We start from the raw sequence: 15334 nt of genomic DNA on the forward strand, positions 1-15334 counted from the left end.
GAGTTCCTCATCAGGATAGGCAGGTCAAAGCGCCCGCTTGTTGGCTCGATCATTTCTGATCGTCGATAATGATACATTATAACAATACAAAGCATTAGAATTGTTATTAAGTAACAAAACGCCAACTCCCTCGATGGAAGCCTTTTATGAATGCCCTAACCCTTCCCGACATAGCGTCACAAAACGCTCGACAAGCTATCCCACTTGAATGGGTTGGAATGTGCGGTATTGCGCTGCCAGTCTTGATTGACGGCCAGCGACTCGCAGCAACAGCTGATGCAGGTGTAAGTCTGGATGACGGTGAAGCCCGCGGGATTCATATGTCACGACTTTATCTAGCGCTAGAAGCACTCGAGTCGCAGGACCTGAACCCTCTCGTTTTTAAAAAAGTTTTGCAGCAATTTCTAGACAGTCATGACGATTTATCGATCTGTGCCTACCTCCGAATACACACCCACGTGCTGCTAAAACGTCCCGCTTTAGTAAGCCCACTGAGTGGCTGGAAAAGCTATCCGGTGAGTATCGATGCGTCTCTGAAAAACGGAATGTTCCACGTGGAACTAAAAATCGAGGTGGATTACTCATCGACTTGCCCATGCTCCGCTGCCTTGGCCCGTCAGTTAATCCAGCAACAATTCGTCAATGACTTCGCGAACAAGCCACTGCAGCACGCCGAAGTTTTAACCTGGCTTGGTAGTTCTCAGGGCATTGTTGCAACGCCCCACAGCCAACGAAGCACCGCCTACTTGCAGACTCGCCTCAGCTCTGAAGTGCAGCAGTTTCCGATCAACCTGCTTATCGATGAAGCAGAAGGAGCATTGGGTACCGCCGTACAAACCGCAGTCAAACGAGCAGATGAACAAGCCTTCGCATTAGCCAACGGTCAAAACCTTATGTTCTGTGAGGATGCGGTACGCCGACTGAATGTCGCGTTGAAGGTTGTACCGGGAGTGAAAGGCTTCAACCTCAAAGTGGTACACGCTGAAAGTTTGCACAGCCATGACGCCGTTGCCCAGAGCTTCTGGAACTGGAGACCACTATGATCCGTAAGAATCCGTCCGGTGATCTGCCGAAGATCGCCGAGTCAGCCTACGTTGATAGAACCGCGATTATTTGCGGCAAGGTAGTGATTGGCGAGAATGTATTTATCGGGCCATATGCCGTGATACGCGCCGATGAAGTAGACAGTGAGGGTGGCATGCTGCCGATTACTATCGGAGCCAATTCCAATATCCAGGACGGTGTGGTGATTCACTCGAAGTCCGGGGCTGCAGTCACTATTGGTGAAAACACCTCGATTGCGCACCGGTCCATCGTTCACGGCCCCTGCCGTATTGGTGATCGAGTGTTTATCGGCTTCAACAGTGTGCTGTTCAATTGCGAACTGGGGGACGGGTGTGTGGTGCGGCATAACTCGGTCGTCGATGGCCGCGACCTGCCGGATAAATTCTACGTACCTTCCACAACGCGTATCGGGCCAAACACTGACCTGAGCCAGTTTGCCCCGGTCAGTGTCAGCGCATCGGAGTTTTCAGAGGATGTAGCGCGCACCAATGTCGATCTGGTACGCGGCTACAAGGCGCTGCAAAACGAGTTCTAATCAAGTGCGGGGTTTGACTGTTCCACAGTTTTGTCCCAACCAGACAGCACGGGTGTCCATGCTGCCCTTCTGCTGAATCCCGGTCGCGTTAAAGGTGCCATTAACCTGGGTGGTGAACTCACGATCACTGGCAAAAGTTGCCACACCTGCGCCCTGAGCTTTTGGACAACTAAAGCGAAACTTCCACTTATTTCCACTACGCTCAGTGATCTGCTGGTTACATCCCGACTTGGGATCAGTCAGCGGGATGTCATCTGTTTTCACTTGATCAGGGGTGAGGCAGACCCGAACACCTTTGCCTGCCATGGTCAGCCCTTGGCTTTCCAATTGGGCTTTTTGTTCCGGGGTCAGCATATTTTGCAACTGGCCTAACATTACCTGCAGTTCAGGCAATTGTTGGCCGTCTACCTGCATATTGCTGGAGCTCAGTTCCCAAAGCCCCGGCTGCAGCATTTGGGCCTGAGCCACCGGGATCGACAAACCACAGGCCATGAACAACCCAAGCAGACGAACATTCATCAAGTAACTCCTACGCTATTGTCAGCGTTAGACGTCAAAAAAGGGCGAGTGTTGCAACGCACCCAAATGGGGACATTCACTACAGAACGTGGTCTGTCAGTAATTGGCATTGAACATTGAGGAGCAAGGATACGCATGGATTATCTAGGCCCGCACATATTTGGTTATCTGATTCTATTAATCCACAGCTTAGGCTTGATTGCTGCCGTACATGCGGTCTTAACCGTCAGGACGGCGCAAGGCTCGATCGCCTGGGCCATGTCATTATTCTTCATTCCTTACATCACACTGATCCCGTACCTGATCTTTGGCCGCAGCACATTTGACGATTACATTCGGGCCCGGCGCGATGCCAATCAGGAGATGCGAGAAGCCATTACTCACCTGAGCTGGCGGCCGTGGGTAGAGGAAGCCCTCGCAGCACGTAACTCAAATGCCTATGCATCACTGCGAGCGATGCCCCGGTTAGGGCGCATGCCTTGCCTGGCAAACAACACCGTACGATTGCTGATCAATGGCACCGCTACTTTCGATGCTATTTTCGACGCCATCCGTGCAGCAAAAGAAGTCGTGCTGGTCCAGTTTTTTATCGTTCACGACGATGACCTCGGCATGAAGCTGCATGCATTGCTCCTGGAAAAAGCCGCACAAGGGGTCGCAGTGCATCTGCTCTATGACAGCATCGGCAGCCATGCACTGCCCAATATTTACGCCGAGACCTTGCGCGCAGGCGGTGTTCAAACTTATGCGTTTGCCACACATGGCGGATGGATCAGTCGCTTCCAGGTGAACTTTCGTAACCACCGCAAAGTGGTAGTGGTAGACGGCGTGCGGGGCTTTGTTGGGGGGCACAACGTTGGGGATGAATACCTGGGAGCCAAACCGCCGCTGTCTCCGTGGCGCGATACCCACGTCGAAGTCACCGGCCCTGTGGTGGCCTGCCTGCAGGAGTCCTTTGCTGAAGACTGGTTCTGGGCCGCACGCAAACTGCCCCCCCTGCTCCTGCCCCAGAGTTATCCGGACGGCGGCGTGCTCTGCCAGTTTCTGGCCAACGGTCCAGCAGACCCGTATGAAACCTGCTCGTTGTTTTTTGTTGAAGCCATCCATGCCGCCAACCGCAGGGTATGGATTACGACCCCCTACTTTGTTCCCGATGAGGCGGTGTTCTCCGCTTTAAGGCTGGCCGTACTGCGCGGTGTGGATGTTCGAATCCTGATACCGTCCCGCCCGGACCACAAGATTGTGTATGCCGCGTCCAGCCTGTATGCCTTTGAAGCGGTACGCGCAGGCGTGCGGATCTTCCGTTATCAACCGGGTTTTTTGCATCAAAAAGTGGTGTTGGTCGACGACGAAATCAGCGCCATTGGCAGCGCCAATATGGACAACCGCTCGTTCCGTCTCAACTTTGAAGTGATGTTGCTTACCGTCGACGAAGCGTTCGCCAGACAGGTCGAACATATGCTGCTCGATGACTTCGCCCTGGCCCGTGAAATCACCGAAGCGGATATCAAGGCAACCCACCGTTTACAGCAGTTGGGCATGCGGGTGGCCCGGCTGGTTTCGCCCGTTCTATAAAAAAGGCCGTGACGCTCTAACGTCACGGCCTTTTCACTCCCATGTAAAAACCTGTCAGCGATAAATGTCCGCACGGGTTGGTGGCAGCTCCAGCGAACCATCCGCATGGGGCTTGGTCGCTAAAATTTGATCAATGTTGATCCATCCATGAGCAAAGGCGTAAGCACACCCCGCCAGATACAGCCGCCAAATTCGCAGGGCCTGTTCCGGCACCTGCCTGGCGGCAGCCTCAAGGTTGTGCTCCAGTCGCTGGCTCCAATGCTCCAGCGTGCGTGCGTAATGCAGACGCAAACTTTCGACATCCACCACTTCCAGTCCTGCTTCGCTGATTTCGGCAGTCATCATCGACAGATGCGGCAACTCCCCGTTGGGGAATACATAACGATCGATAAAATCACCCGCCCCCCGGCCTACCTGACGACCATCGGTGTGCTTGGAGGTAATCCCGTGATTCATCACCAACCCGCCCTCACGCACAGCCCTGGACAGGATCTCGCAATACTCACGCAGGTTGGCGTGCCCCACGTGCTCGAGCATCCCGACGCTGACGATTTTATCGAACCGCCCATCTTGAGGCAGGTCACGATAGTCCAGCAGTTGCAGATCAACCTTGTCTTGCAGGCCTTCGGCGTTGACCCGCTCGCGAGCAAGTGTGAGTTGCTCTTTGCTCAGGGTGATCCCGAACACCTTGACCCCGTATTCCCTCGCGGCAAAACGCGCCAGCCCACCCCAGCCACAACCAACATCCAATAAATATTCACCGGGTTTGAGTCGCAGCTTGCGGCACAGCAAACGGAACTTGGCTTGTTGTGCCTCATCCAGGCTCTCTTCTCCGGTTTCAAAATATCCACAGGAATAGGCCATGTCGCGGTCGAGCCACAACTGATAGAAGTCGTTGGACAGGTCATAGTGATAGGAAATGGACTCGGCATCTGTGGCCTTGTCGTGATGCACGCGAGGTGGCGTGGTGTCCTCATCATCGTCCAGCAATGCCTGACTCAACTCATCGCACACACGAATGGCTTCGCTGATCGAGCCTTCCAGTTCAAGTCGACCCTCAACAAAAGCGCTGCCCAGAAGGTCCAGACTGGGATGAGTAAACTGAGCCACCAGGGTCGGATCCTTGACCACAATCGTGACGCTGGGGCTCGGGCCAAAATTGAACTCATGCCCGTCCCACAGCCTTAGCCGTAATGGAAGTTGAAGTTTCTGTAAGGCCGGCGGAAGTTGCGCGAGCATCTGTGTTCCTCCTTCAGTTCAGATCTCAAAACTATAGGTTAGACGAATAACGAACACTGTCAGTTTCGTGGACCAGAGGTGCACACAGATCGTGCGCAACCCGCTGCGCCGCTTTAGGGTGTAATCACTCCGGGTGAGCGATTAGCTGCTTGGCCAGGGCCTCGAACGCCGGAATGGTCACCGGATCATTCGCCGAGTTGCTGGCAATCGGGTTGGAGGCATAGCGCACAATCACCATCTCGGCCTTCGGGTCGATATAGGTGCGCTGCCCATAAACACCGCGAGCCATAAAGGCACCATCGGCGTTATGCGTTACCCACCACATGTCGCGATAGCTGCTGCCTTTGAGCAGGTCATAACCGGCCTTGGCAAAGGCTGCTTTGTCGCCACCACCACGAATATCATCGATAACCGTTTTGGGCACGATTTGCTGCCCAAGGTACTGGCCATTATTACGGATCATCTCGCCAAATCGGGCCATGTCCCGCAGCCCGGTATTCAAGCCGCCGCCTGCGAACGGAGTGCCGATTGAGTCGACGGTAAAATAAGCAGCCTGTTCTGCGCCAATGCGTTGCCAGATTTTTTCGGAGAGTAACTGTGCAACGTTGCGCCCTGTCACCCGTGCAATCACCCAGCCCAGTACATCGGTGTTAACTGTTTTATAGGCGAATGCCTGGCCGTGCTCACCTTCTGGCTCAACTGTCTGCAAATATTCCATATAGCTTTGCGGGCCGGTGTAGCCCTTGGGCTTGGGCAGCGGGTTACCGGCCTGGGCATGCTTCCAGACTTCAGCATTGGGGTCGGCATAATCCTCGCTGTATTTGAGCCCCGTGGTCATGTCCAGCACCTGACGCAAGGTGGCGTTGCCAAAAGCCGACTTGGCCAGCTCCGGCACATACTCTGCAATTTTTTTATTGGCATCCAGCGTGCCGTCAGCCACCAGCATGGCACCCATGGTGCCAACCACCGATTTGGTCATCGACATTGCGCCGTGCTGACCTTCGGGGTTCAGGACGCCAAAGTAGCGCTCATAAATTATTTTTCCGCGGTGCAATACAACAATGCCGTCGGTGTAGTTCGCCGCCAGAGATTGCTCCCAGGTCATCGGTTGCTTGCTGCCCAGCGGCACAAAGGTCAACCCGTCGATATCCGTGCGCAAGGCTTGAGCCAGCGGTACCGGTGCGCCCAGGCCACGTGAAACATTGGTGGTGGGCATCAATTGGCGAAAGTTGGAAACACTCCAGCGCATGGCCGGAAACTGGAAATAACTGCCATCGGCAAACCGCACAATGCGATCAGGTGGTGGCGGCGCGCCGACCATCCAGCCCATCTTCGCCGGGTCGCTGGCGGCGGCATCCGGGTAAGTGGTTTTTTCAGTGGCACAGGCTATAGAGGCAGCCAGGCAAGACAGTAAAAAAACTGCGCCGGTACGGGCAGGTTTAAAAAATTGTTTAAACATCGAATATTCCTTTTCAGTTCAAGGCCGCACACCACCTTGCGGTAGAAGTGACTGATCTGTATAGCTCATATCCCTCTTATCCACAGCCCGAAAACAACTCGACCCGCAGGGCGGGTCGAGTTGTTGCTACAGAATGTAGAGCGTTAAAACTGTTGCACCTGCTAATGACACGACATCCACGTACGGTCGGATAAAGGGGCAAAAACGGTGGTTTCCTCAAAACCTCCAGGCTATTCGGCATTAGTCGCGTTATGTCTTAAAATAGCCGGTTGCCGAAGAACCGTCATGACCCTAGCCATGAAGGGCTTCCATTCTTAACAAGTAAGTGTGGTCAAGATGAACAAGCCTTTCATTTCGCTGTGCCCTGAAATTACTCGTGCACACGCGCTGACGTTGATGGATTGGTTGGAGGATGAACGCGTTACCTGCTATCTGAGCGATTCACGTCATGTCTCCCGCTCCATTGAGCAAGCCATTGATCGGACTCAATTGCCGATCCTGACCCATCTATTCAACCAGGGTGGCCGGTTCTTCATGGCCTTTGACAGGCATGACGCCCCAGTGGGTTTTGTCCGTCTAATCAAAACCGGCTCAAATTGCGAGATCGTTCTGGTCATCGGAGACAGCGACAAATGGGGCCGAAACCTTGGCGCCCGTACGATCCGCGAAGGCATGAAACTGGCCTTCCTCGACATGCGAGCCAAGAAGCTCATCGCCAAGATCCACCCGGACAACGCGCGCTCGCTGAAAGCCTTTCTACGCAGCGGCTTTGTGCTTGAGAGCGAATCGCCGACTTTGAAGTCATTTTCCATGACGGCGGGGCGCTATCTCCAGCTCTTGCGTGAAGGTGCCGTTGGCGACTCCACCAGGATCTACATCACCGAAATCGACAAGGCCAGGCTCGAGAGTCTGATCGCGCTCGAGCAAGGCCCGGTCGTTGTTGAACTCGAACATGAGCTTGAGCGTGCCATTGTCGTCAAGCCGCAACAGGTGGCGTGCAATGTCGTCACGATGAACTCCAGGGCCTTGCTGCAACTGGACGACGAAGAGATCGAAGTGGCCTTGGTCTACCCTGAAGATGCGGACAGCAACGCAGGAAAGCATTCCGTGTATTCCGACATCGGTGCCGCCATTCTGGGTTATCAGGAGGGGGATACTATCGACTGGCGAATTTCTGATCGGACCCGCCGGATTGAGATCAGGAAAGTGCTTTACCAGCCGGAGGCTGCAGGCCACTTCCACCTGTAATTGAACCGTTTGCTCAGTGTGCGTCTTGATCCCGGACACGGTTTGAAGGTTTTCTTCGGTTTTTGCCAGAGCCAACCCATCGTTAAATTGATGAGGTCGAATCCAGTTGTAGTGATGCATCAGGCACTGACTGATGTCTCTCTGAGCTTGTTGACCGGTCATGTAGCCAGGAGTCGGTACCCTGGCCCTCTCCCGAAGGAGAGGGAACCGATTGGGGGATGCTGTCGATTATCGGCGGCCTGTTTGCTGCGCGACAGCGCGGCGCATGGTGGCGGGGAGGCTCCTACAGACTCTCAGCCGCTTTAGAACTTCGCCCTTAATGCCAGGTTGAAGTTGCGCGGCGCGCCGTAGAAGTTCCAGTAATTGGTGTTGCCGGTGCTTTGGTAGTACTTCTTGTCAAACACGTTATCGAGGTTGTATTGGACTTCGAGGTTTTTATTGATCTCGTAGATCGCATGCAGATTGGTCAGGGCATAGCCTTGCTGCTGGATTTTGTAATCGTCGCCCGGGTAGGTGTTGGTCATTTTGCTTTGCGCAAAGAAACTGCCGCCGACGCGTGTCTGGTTCATGACGCCCGGCAAGCGGTAGTCCGTGGTCACTTTAAACAGGTGGCGTGGTGACAAGGCTGAATAGTCCTCGCCTTTCTGGCTACCGGCCACGTATTTGGACTGGGTGTAGGTGTAGCCTGCCGACAGGTTCCAGTCAGCGGTCAATGCACCGTTGAGTTCGAGATCGATCCCTCGATTACGCACCTTCTCTGAAGCGCGGTAGCAGCCGTTCGGCAACTCCGGGCACAGCGTATCTGCTTGAGCGTCGCTGTAGGCTTCTGCACGTCCGATCTGGTCAGTCTGGAACACTGCCGCCGAGGTGTTCAGGCGCTTGTCGAGAAACTCTCCTTTAAGCCCCAACTCGTAGTTTGAGCCGGTCATCGGTTTGAGCACCGAGCCGTTGCTGTCGAGGTTGTTCTGCGGTTTGAAGATTTCGGTGTAGCTGGCGTAGGCCGAGATGTTGTCATTCAGCTCCTGGACCAGACCCGCGTACGGGGTGATTTCGGCGTTTTTTTCGTACTCGTTGTTAATCTTCTTGCTGACGAACGACATGCTCTCGTTCTTGAACCAACTGATACGGCTGCCCAGGATCAGTTTGGTGCTGTCGGTCAGGCTGAAACGGCCCGCCGCGTAGACCCCGGCCTGTTTCTGCGTGATGTTGTACTTCCATTGGTTGACGTTAAGCCCGGTAGGCGTCGGTGGGTTAAAGCTGCCCGGATCCGTGATGTCAAACACGTATTTGTAGGACGCATCGCGGCCACCGTGGTAGTCGAAATCATCGACCCGCACGTTACTGCCCACGACCAGATCGTGCTGCTTTCCCATGAAACTGAAAGGCCCGGACAGGTAGGTATCTACGCTGGTCTGTGTGTCGTCGTAGCGGAAGTGCCGTGGGTTCAAGGTAAACATGTTCTCGGTGCCGTTCACACGCTGGGTGTAGTTGCCGAGAAAGTCCGATTTGGCCCAGGTCTGGTTGGCAGCGACCACCAGTTTCCAGTCATTGACGAAGTAGTGCTGGATATCCCTAAACACCGTGGTGTTGCGTTTATCCAGATGGTTCCACTTGCCGGTCAGCGACGTCGAGCGCGACAGCGGGTAGAACTTGCCACTCTCCTGGGTCGGCAAACCGGACCAGTCGTACCCCGAGTTGCGCTCTTTCTGATAGCTGAAACCGAGCGTTGCCAAGGTGTCTTTGCTGATGTCGGCTTCCAGCAGGGTATAGAACACCTGATTTTCTTTTTTCGCGGTGTCCATGTAGCTGTTGGCGTTGTTGTAGGTGATGACCGTGCGCCCGCGCACTGTTCCTTGATCGTTCAGGGGCGATGACAGATCGACCATGGTTTTGTAGTCGTCCCACGAGCCGACCGAGGTTTCGATCAGCGCCTGGGGCTCGGCCGTCGGGCGTTTGCGCACCAGGTTGATGGTGGCGGACGGGTTGCCGGCACCTTCCAGCAAACCGGTCGCGCCGCGCACGATTTCGACGCGGTCATAGATATCGGTGGTGGGCTTGGAGATCGCGTCCATCGAATAGGCGTTGCTGATGTTGGTGGGCACGCCATCAATTTGCAGGGTGTCGACCAATTGGCCGCGCGCCATGTACAGCGAGCGCTCGCCGCCGTTTTTGACGATGGTGATGCCCGGCGCGTCCTGCAACACGTCATCCAGGTTTTTCATACCTTGGTCGTCCATCTGCTGACGGGTGACCACGCTCACCGATTGCGGTGTTTCGCGCAGGCTCATCGGCAGTCGTGTGGCGGTGCTGGTGGAGCCTACGGTGTAAGCGCGGGTCTCTTCTGAGCTCACACCCACGGTGTTGGCGTTGACCCGGGTGGCGTCCAGTTCGACCGCGCCTTGTGCTTGCGGCACGACCATCAGCACATAGCCATCGCTGCTCGGCACGGCTTGCAGGCCGTGCCCGCGCAGCAATGCAGCAAATCCTTCGTCCACCCCGTAATCACCTGTCAGGCCGTTGCTGTTCTGGCTGGCGAGTTGGCGCGTCTCAAAAGAAATCGACACCCCGGACTCACGTGCATAGCGGCTCAAGACCTCAGCCAAGGGCCCGGCCTGGATGTTGTAGTGATTCAGTGGCTCGGCCATTGCCGGGGCAAAGGCGGCCAGTGCCAGGCTGCCGGCACTGAGCTTGAGCGCCAGGACCAAGGCACTGGCAGGGGTGAATGGTGGGCGCATGGGCGAGGTTGAAGGCATTTTCCCGACTCTCTGATGGATTGGCTACAACAAGGACGGCCGGGAAATGAGAATTGGAAGCAACTGACAATATTTTTTATTTGGGCACTTGCTCCGGTTCAAGCGAGATGCGGGTCATCCACGGTGTGTACGTCGTTATTTTGATCGGCAGGCTGCGGGCCAACAGTCGCAGGGCGCGCGGGCTGTCGTCGGCGGGCAGCACGGCGGTAACCTGGAGGCTGGCCAGCTCGGTGCGGTCGAACATCAGGTAACCGCTGTGGTAACGGTCCAGTTGATCAAGGACTTGCGACAGTGGTTGATCCTTGATGATGAGCTGGTGCCGGGCCCACGCTTGTTCAATCTCGGCACCGTCGACGGATCCCTGCGGGTAAATGCCCGCCTGATCGAAACGCACTTGCTCGCCGGCATGCACTGTGCGCTGCTGTGCGGCGTTTTTGACCTCGGTGCTCGACTCGATCATGGCCAGGCGCGTGGCCCCGTCCAGGCGTTCCACCACAAATCGGGTGCCCAAGGCACGTACGCTGCCTTGGTCGGTGATGACCCGGAACGGGCGATTGGCATCCTTGGCCACGTCCAGGAGGATTTCCCCGCTGATCAAGCGCAGCGTGCGGCTGTGGGCATCGAAGTCCAGGTCCACCGCAGAGCGCGCATCAAGGCGCAGCCACGTACCGTCTGCAAGCTTTTGCGCATGCCATTGCCCGGTGCCGGTGCGAATGTCTGCCAACAGGTAAGCCGGCGCAAATTGCTGCAACGCCAGCGCGCCGGGCAGCAGTACCAGCGCGCCCAACGCCAGGGCTTTGAGCGCACGTTTGCCCGATGAACGATGGCTCAGGGTGGCCAGTGCGGCACGGGTCGGCGCGAGGGGTAATTCGCGCAGGGGGGCGAGGCTGCCTTGCAGGCGCTCAATCGCATTGCGGTGTTCGGGTGCAAGGGCCAGCCACTCAGCAAAGTCGCGATGCTCGGCTGCACTGGGTTCATCGTCCAGTCGCACCAGCCATACCGCCGCCTGACGCATGATTTTAAGCGAAGGCCTGCTCATAGCGGCTCTTCGGTCGCGGCGTGGCAATGCAATAGAGCCTGTACCAGATAGTTCTGCACGGTTTTGGTCGACACGTTCAGTTGCTCGGCGATCTGTGCGTGGCTCAGGCCGTCGAGGTGGCGCAAAACAAAGGCTTGGCGCGCGCGCGGGAGCATGCTCTCAAGTGCGCGGGCAATGTGTTCCAGCGCTTGCACTGCGGCGAGTATTTGCTCGGGGGAAGGCGCGTGCTCTAGGTGCTCAACGTGTTGCGCCAAGGCTTCGCGATACGCCTGCTCAAGCTTTTGCCGACGACTGCGATCAACCATCAAGCGCCGCGCCACGGTGGCTAGAAAAGCCCGCGGCTCGCGCGGGGTCACGTAAGCCCCCGCCGTCAGCAAGCGGATAAAAGTCTCTTGCGCCATGTCCGCCGCGTTGTGCGGGCAGCCCAGGCGTCGGCGCAGCCAGACCAGCAGCCACCCGTGATAGCCCTTGTACAAAGTGTCGAGACTGTCCGTGTCAGTGCTTGAAAGAGGCTTCATGGGTGGCGGGCTTGAATGAGAATGATTCTATACTAGTGGCATTGCTAACCTTCTGACAATGCCTGGGCGTTATGACCTAAACGCATACCCCCATGACTTTTCAAAAGCCTGGCGTAGCATCGCACCAACCATGTCGAACAGCGGGCGCCTCGCGGTCTTGAAAGCGATTATTTCGCCGTTATAGAGGTCACGGATCGGCGAGAGATAAAGTTTCTGCCCCCGACCCGAAACTCCGTCACGTCGGTAATCCTGGTGGATATGCACCGGCAGTTGTTCACCAACCAGACTGGAACCACCAGCTACCTGATTGGTATCGCATCGCAGGGGCAACTCACCATCGCTTATGAAGGTGATTGCGCCTGTGGGAAGGCCGCAAGCGATGGCAAATTTGAATGGTTTACTCCTCCACACTGCAAAGCAAAATGGAAGCTGGACCGATCGCACCGCGAATTGGTGCTTGATCCTACACGCAACCTGGTGACTCGTAGCCTCAGGGCAACCCGCGCCCCGGATCCAGACTTTGTACGCCAGTAGGCACCCGCTGGAACTCGTTTTACGTCGCGCCAGGCACCGCGGTACTTTGGCTTGCCGGCAGCTTCTCATAGGGATTGCTTCGTGCAAGCAATGAGAACTGTGGCAGGCGCCTGATCAGAACAATCAGCGGCCTGCGACAGTTTTAACTCTCTAAAACCACTGCCTGTTATCGCGCTGCCACTTATTCCACAGTCACGGATTTAGCCAGGTTACGCGGCTGGTCGACGTCAGTGCCTTTAAGCACGGCCACGTAGTACGACAGCAATTGCAGCGGGATGGTGTAGAGGATCGGTGCCAGCACATCATGGATATGCGGCATGTTGATCACATGGGTGCCTTCGCCATTGGTCATGCCTGCCTGTTCATCTGCAAACACGATCAGTTCACCACCACGGGCACGAACTTCTTGAAGGTTGGATTTCAGTTTTTCCAACAATTCATTGTTCGGTGCAACGGTCACTACCGGCATGTCGTTATCCACAAGCGCCAGAGGGCCGTGCTTCAACTCGCCCGCTGGATACGCTTCAGCGTGGATGTACGAAATTTCCTTGAGCTTGAGTGCACCTTCCATTGCCACCGGGAACTGAGCACCACGACCCAGGAACAGGGTGTGGTGTTTGTCGGCGAACAATTCAGCCACTTTTTCGACAACCGAGTCCATCGCCAGGGCTTCGCCCAAACGTGCCGGCAAACGACGCAATTCTTCAACCAGCTGAGCTTCAACGCCCGCTTCCAGGGTGCCGCGCACTTGACCTAGTGACAGCGTCAACAGCAACAGGCCCACCAGCTGGGTGGTGAAGGCTTTCGTGGAAGCCACGCCAATTTCACGACCTGCTTGGGTCAGCAGCGTCAGATCAGACTCACGCACCAGCGAGCTGATACCTACGTTGCAAATCGCCAGGCTGCCCAGGAAGCCCAGTTCTTTTGCATTACGCAGAGCGGCCAGGGTGTCTGCGGTTTCGCCCGACTGAGAGATCGAAACAAACAAGGTATCTGGCTGCACCACGACTTTGCGGTAGCGGAATTCGCTCGCCACTTCGACTTGGCAAGGAATACCGGCCAGGCTTTCAAGCCAGTAACGAGCCACCATCCCGGCGTGGTAGCTGGTACCACAGGCTACGATCTGAACATTGCGTACTTTGGCGAACAATTCCTTGGCCTGTGGACCGAAGGCTTGTACCAGCACATGGTCCTGACCCAAGCGGTTTTCCAGGGTGCGCTGCACCACTGCTGGCTGCTCGTGGATTTCCTTGAGCATGTAGTGGCGATATTCACCCTTGTCAGCCGCTTCAGCACCATCGCTGTACTGCACGGTTTCACGCTGAACGCTGTGGCCATCTATATCCCAGATCTGAACGCTGTCACGATGGATTTCAGCGATATCGCCTTCTTCCAGGTACATGAAGCGGTCAGTTACCTGGCGCAATGCCAATTGGTCGGAAGCCAGGAAGTTTTCACCCAGACCCAGGCCGATCACCAGCGGGCTACCGCTACGGGCAGCAACCAGACGATCCGGTTGTTTGGCGCTGATCACGGCCAGGCCGTACGCACCGTGCAACTCTTTAACAGTGGCTTTGAGGGCCGCAGTCAGGTCGCTGTGGTCTTGGAGTTTGTGCTCAAGCAGGTGGGCAATGACTTCAGTATCAGTGTCCGAAGTAAAAACGTAACCCAGGCCTTTAAGTTGCTCGCGCAAGGCTTCATGGTTTTCGATGATGCCGTTATGAACCACAGCCAGATCGGAACCGGAGAAATGCGGGTGAGCGTTACGCTCGCAAGGCGCGCCGTGAGTTGCCCAACGGGTGTGAGCGATGCCCAGACGCCCTGCCAGTGGTTCACCGGCCAGCGCTTGCTCAAGCTCAGCAACTTTACCGTTGCGACGCATGCGTTCCAGGGTGCCGTTGTTGGTAAAAACAGCAACACCAGCACTGTCGTAGCCACGGTATTCAAGTCGTTTCAGGCCTTCAAGCAAAATGGCCGTGATGTTGCGTTCAGCGACTGCGCCTACAATTCCGCACATAAAATTCTCCTAGCTTAGGGCCGCGCATAACAGTGTTATGCCCCGGGCCTGAATCTGTTCGCGTGCCTCCAGCGGCAGGCGATCATCGGTAATAAGGGTGTGGACGCTGCTCCAGGGCAGTTCCAGGTTGGGTATCTTGCGACCAATCTTGTCCGACTCGACCATTACGATCACTTCTCGCGCGACGTCAGCCATGACCCGGCTCAGACCCAACAACTCGTTAAAAGTTGTCGTGCCGCGCTGCAGGTCTATGCCGTCAGCACCGATGAATAGTTGATCGAAGTCGTAGGATCGCAACACCTGTTCGGCAACCTGCCCCTGAAAGGATTCAGAGTGCGGATCCCAGGTGCCCCCGGTCATCAGCAACACAGGCTCGTGTTCAAGTTCACTGAGTGCATTGGCGACGTGCAGGGAGTTGGTCATCACCACCAGGCCCGGCTGCAGGCCCAATTGTGGAATCATCGCAGCCGTGGTGCTGCCGCTGTCGATGATGATGCGCGCATGCTCTTTAATCAGGCCAACCGCCGCGCGGGCAATGGCTTGCTTATAAAGTGAAACCGGTTGAGGAACATCACTGACCAGTTCTTGCGGCATGGTGATAGCACCACCGTAACGACGTAAAAGCAGACCGTTACTTTCGAGTGCAGCCAAATCCTTGCGGATCGTAACCTCGGAGGTTTCGAAGCGCTTGGCCAGCTCATCCACACTGACTTCGCCTTGCTCTGCAAGCATGGCCAGGATGTTGTGTCTGCGTTGTGGTGTATTGCGTTTGGACATAACGGCTTAAGTTTCGTTTCGAAAGATAACGAAAGCAATGAAACCTTATCTCGAAA

Annotated in this window: 12 protein-coding genes and 2 pseudogenes; 4 read left to right on the forward strand and 10 right to left on the reverse strand. The window is 55.9% G+C overall.

Translation table 11 applies throughout. The features are described from left to right. Positions 1-146 precede the first annotated feature (146 nt). Both folE2 and AC19YQ_RS15615 read left to right on the forward strand, forming a co-directional pair. Positions 147-1043 (forward strand): GTP cyclohydrolase FolE2, encoded by an 897-nt coding sequence (folE2, locus tag AC19YQ_RS15610; RefSeq protein WP_500595459.1) that lies wholly within the window; start codon positions 147-149, stop codon positions 1041-1043. Continuing rightward, on the forward strand, positions 1040-1600 hold the full coding sequence (locus tag AC19YQ_RS15615) for a gamma carbonic anhydrase family protein (protein ID WP_500595460.1): 561 nt from the start codon (positions 1040-1042) through the stop codon (positions 1598-1600). The genes folE2 and AC19YQ_RS15615 overlap by 4 nt, the downstream gene beginning before the upstream one ends. Here the strand turns inward: AC19YQ_RS15615 and AC19YQ_RS15620 are convergent, their stop codons facing one another. After that, positions 1601-2119, reverse strand: coding sequence for a DUF3617 domain-containing protein (locus AC19YQ_RS15620; RefSeq protein WP_133074929.1), 519 nt, complete (start codon positions 2117-2119; stop codon positions 1601-1603). Positions 2120-2254: 135 nt separating this feature from the next. Between AC19YQ_RS15620 and cls the strand changes: the two genes are divergently transcribed. After that, entirely contained in the window at positions 2255-3694 is a 1440-nt protein-coding gene (gene cls, locus AC19YQ_RS15625) for a cardiolipin synthase (protein ID WP_500595461.1), read from the forward strand. Between the two features lie 54 nt (positions 3695-3748). Here cls and cfaB read toward each other — a convergent pair whose 3' ends face one another. Both cfaB and AC19YQ_RS15635 read right to left on the reverse strand, forming a co-directional pair. Next, complete coding sequence (gene cfaB / locus AC19YQ_RS15630; protein ID WP_500595462.1) at positions 3749-4933, reverse strand: C17 cyclopropane fatty acid synthase CfaB; 1185 nt, start codon at positions 4931-4933, stop codon at positions 3749-3751. A 124-nt stretch (positions 4934-5057) separates the two neighbouring features. Continuing rightward, on the reverse strand, positions 5058-6392 hold the full coding sequence (locus AC19YQ_RS15635) for a serine hydrolase domain-containing protein (RefSeq protein WP_326398946.1): 1335 nt from the start codon (positions 6390-6392) through the stop codon (positions 5058-5060). Between the two features lie 336 nt (positions 6393-6728). Here AC19YQ_RS15635 and AC19YQ_RS15640 point away from each other — a divergent pair, with 336 nt between their 5' ends. After that, positions 6729-7640, forward strand: coding sequence for a bifunctional GNAT family N-acetyltransferase/nucleoside diphosphate kinase regulator (locus AC19YQ_RS15640; RefSeq protein ID WP_339474984.1), 912 nt, complete (start codon positions 6729-6731; stop codon positions 7638-7640). Between the two features lie 27 nt (positions 7641-7667). Here AC19YQ_RS15640 and AC19YQ_RS15645 read toward each other — a convergent pair. From AC19YQ_RS15645 to AC19YQ_RS15675, 7 genes and pseudogenes are all read right to left on the reverse strand, one after another. Next, positions 7668-7820, reverse strand: a pseudogene (locus AC19YQ_RS15645) (IS3 family transposase); the annotation flags it as partial. A gap of 122 nt (positions 7821-7942) precedes the next feature. Beyond that, entirely contained in the window at positions 7943-10393 is a 2451-nt protein-coding gene (locus tag AC19YQ_RS15650) for a TonB-dependent siderophore receptor (protein WP_500595463.1), read from the reverse strand. 76 nt (positions 10394-10469) lie between these two features. Then, on the reverse strand, positions 10470-11432 hold the full coding sequence (locus AC19YQ_RS15655; RefSeq protein ID WP_500595464.1) for a FecR family protein: 963 nt from the start codon (positions 11430-11432) through the stop codon (positions 10470-10472). Then, positions 11429-11950: a sigma-70 family RNA polymerase sigma factor gene (locus AC19YQ_RS15660; protein WP_500595465.1), complete on the reverse strand. Its 522-nt coding sequence runs from the start codon at positions 11948-11950 to the stop codon at positions 11429-11431. The genes AC19YQ_RS15655 and AC19YQ_RS15660 overlap by 4 nt, the downstream gene beginning before the upstream one ends. Before the next feature lie 96 nt (positions 11951-12046). After that, positions 12047-12198 (reverse strand): annotated as a pseudogene (locus tag AC19YQ_RS15665) (IS3 family transposase); the annotation flags it as partial. A 467-nt stretch (positions 12199-12665) separates the two neighbouring features. Continuing rightward, positions 12666-14501, reverse strand: a complete 1836-nt coding sequence (gene glmS, locus AC19YQ_RS15670) for a glutamine--fructose-6-phosphate transaminase (isomerizing) (RefSeq protein ID WP_339474989.1) — start codon at positions 14499-14501, stop codon at positions 12666-12668. Positions 14502-14510: 9 nt separating this feature from the next. After that, complete coding sequence (locus AC19YQ_RS15675; RefSeq protein WP_019828670.1) at positions 14511-15278, reverse strand: DeoR/GlpR family DNA-binding transcription regulator; 768 nt, start codon at positions 15276-15278, stop codon at positions 14511-14513. Positions 15279-15334 lie beyond the last annotated feature (56 nt).

Source organism: Pseudomonas sp. MF06569, from assembly GCF_059862735.1.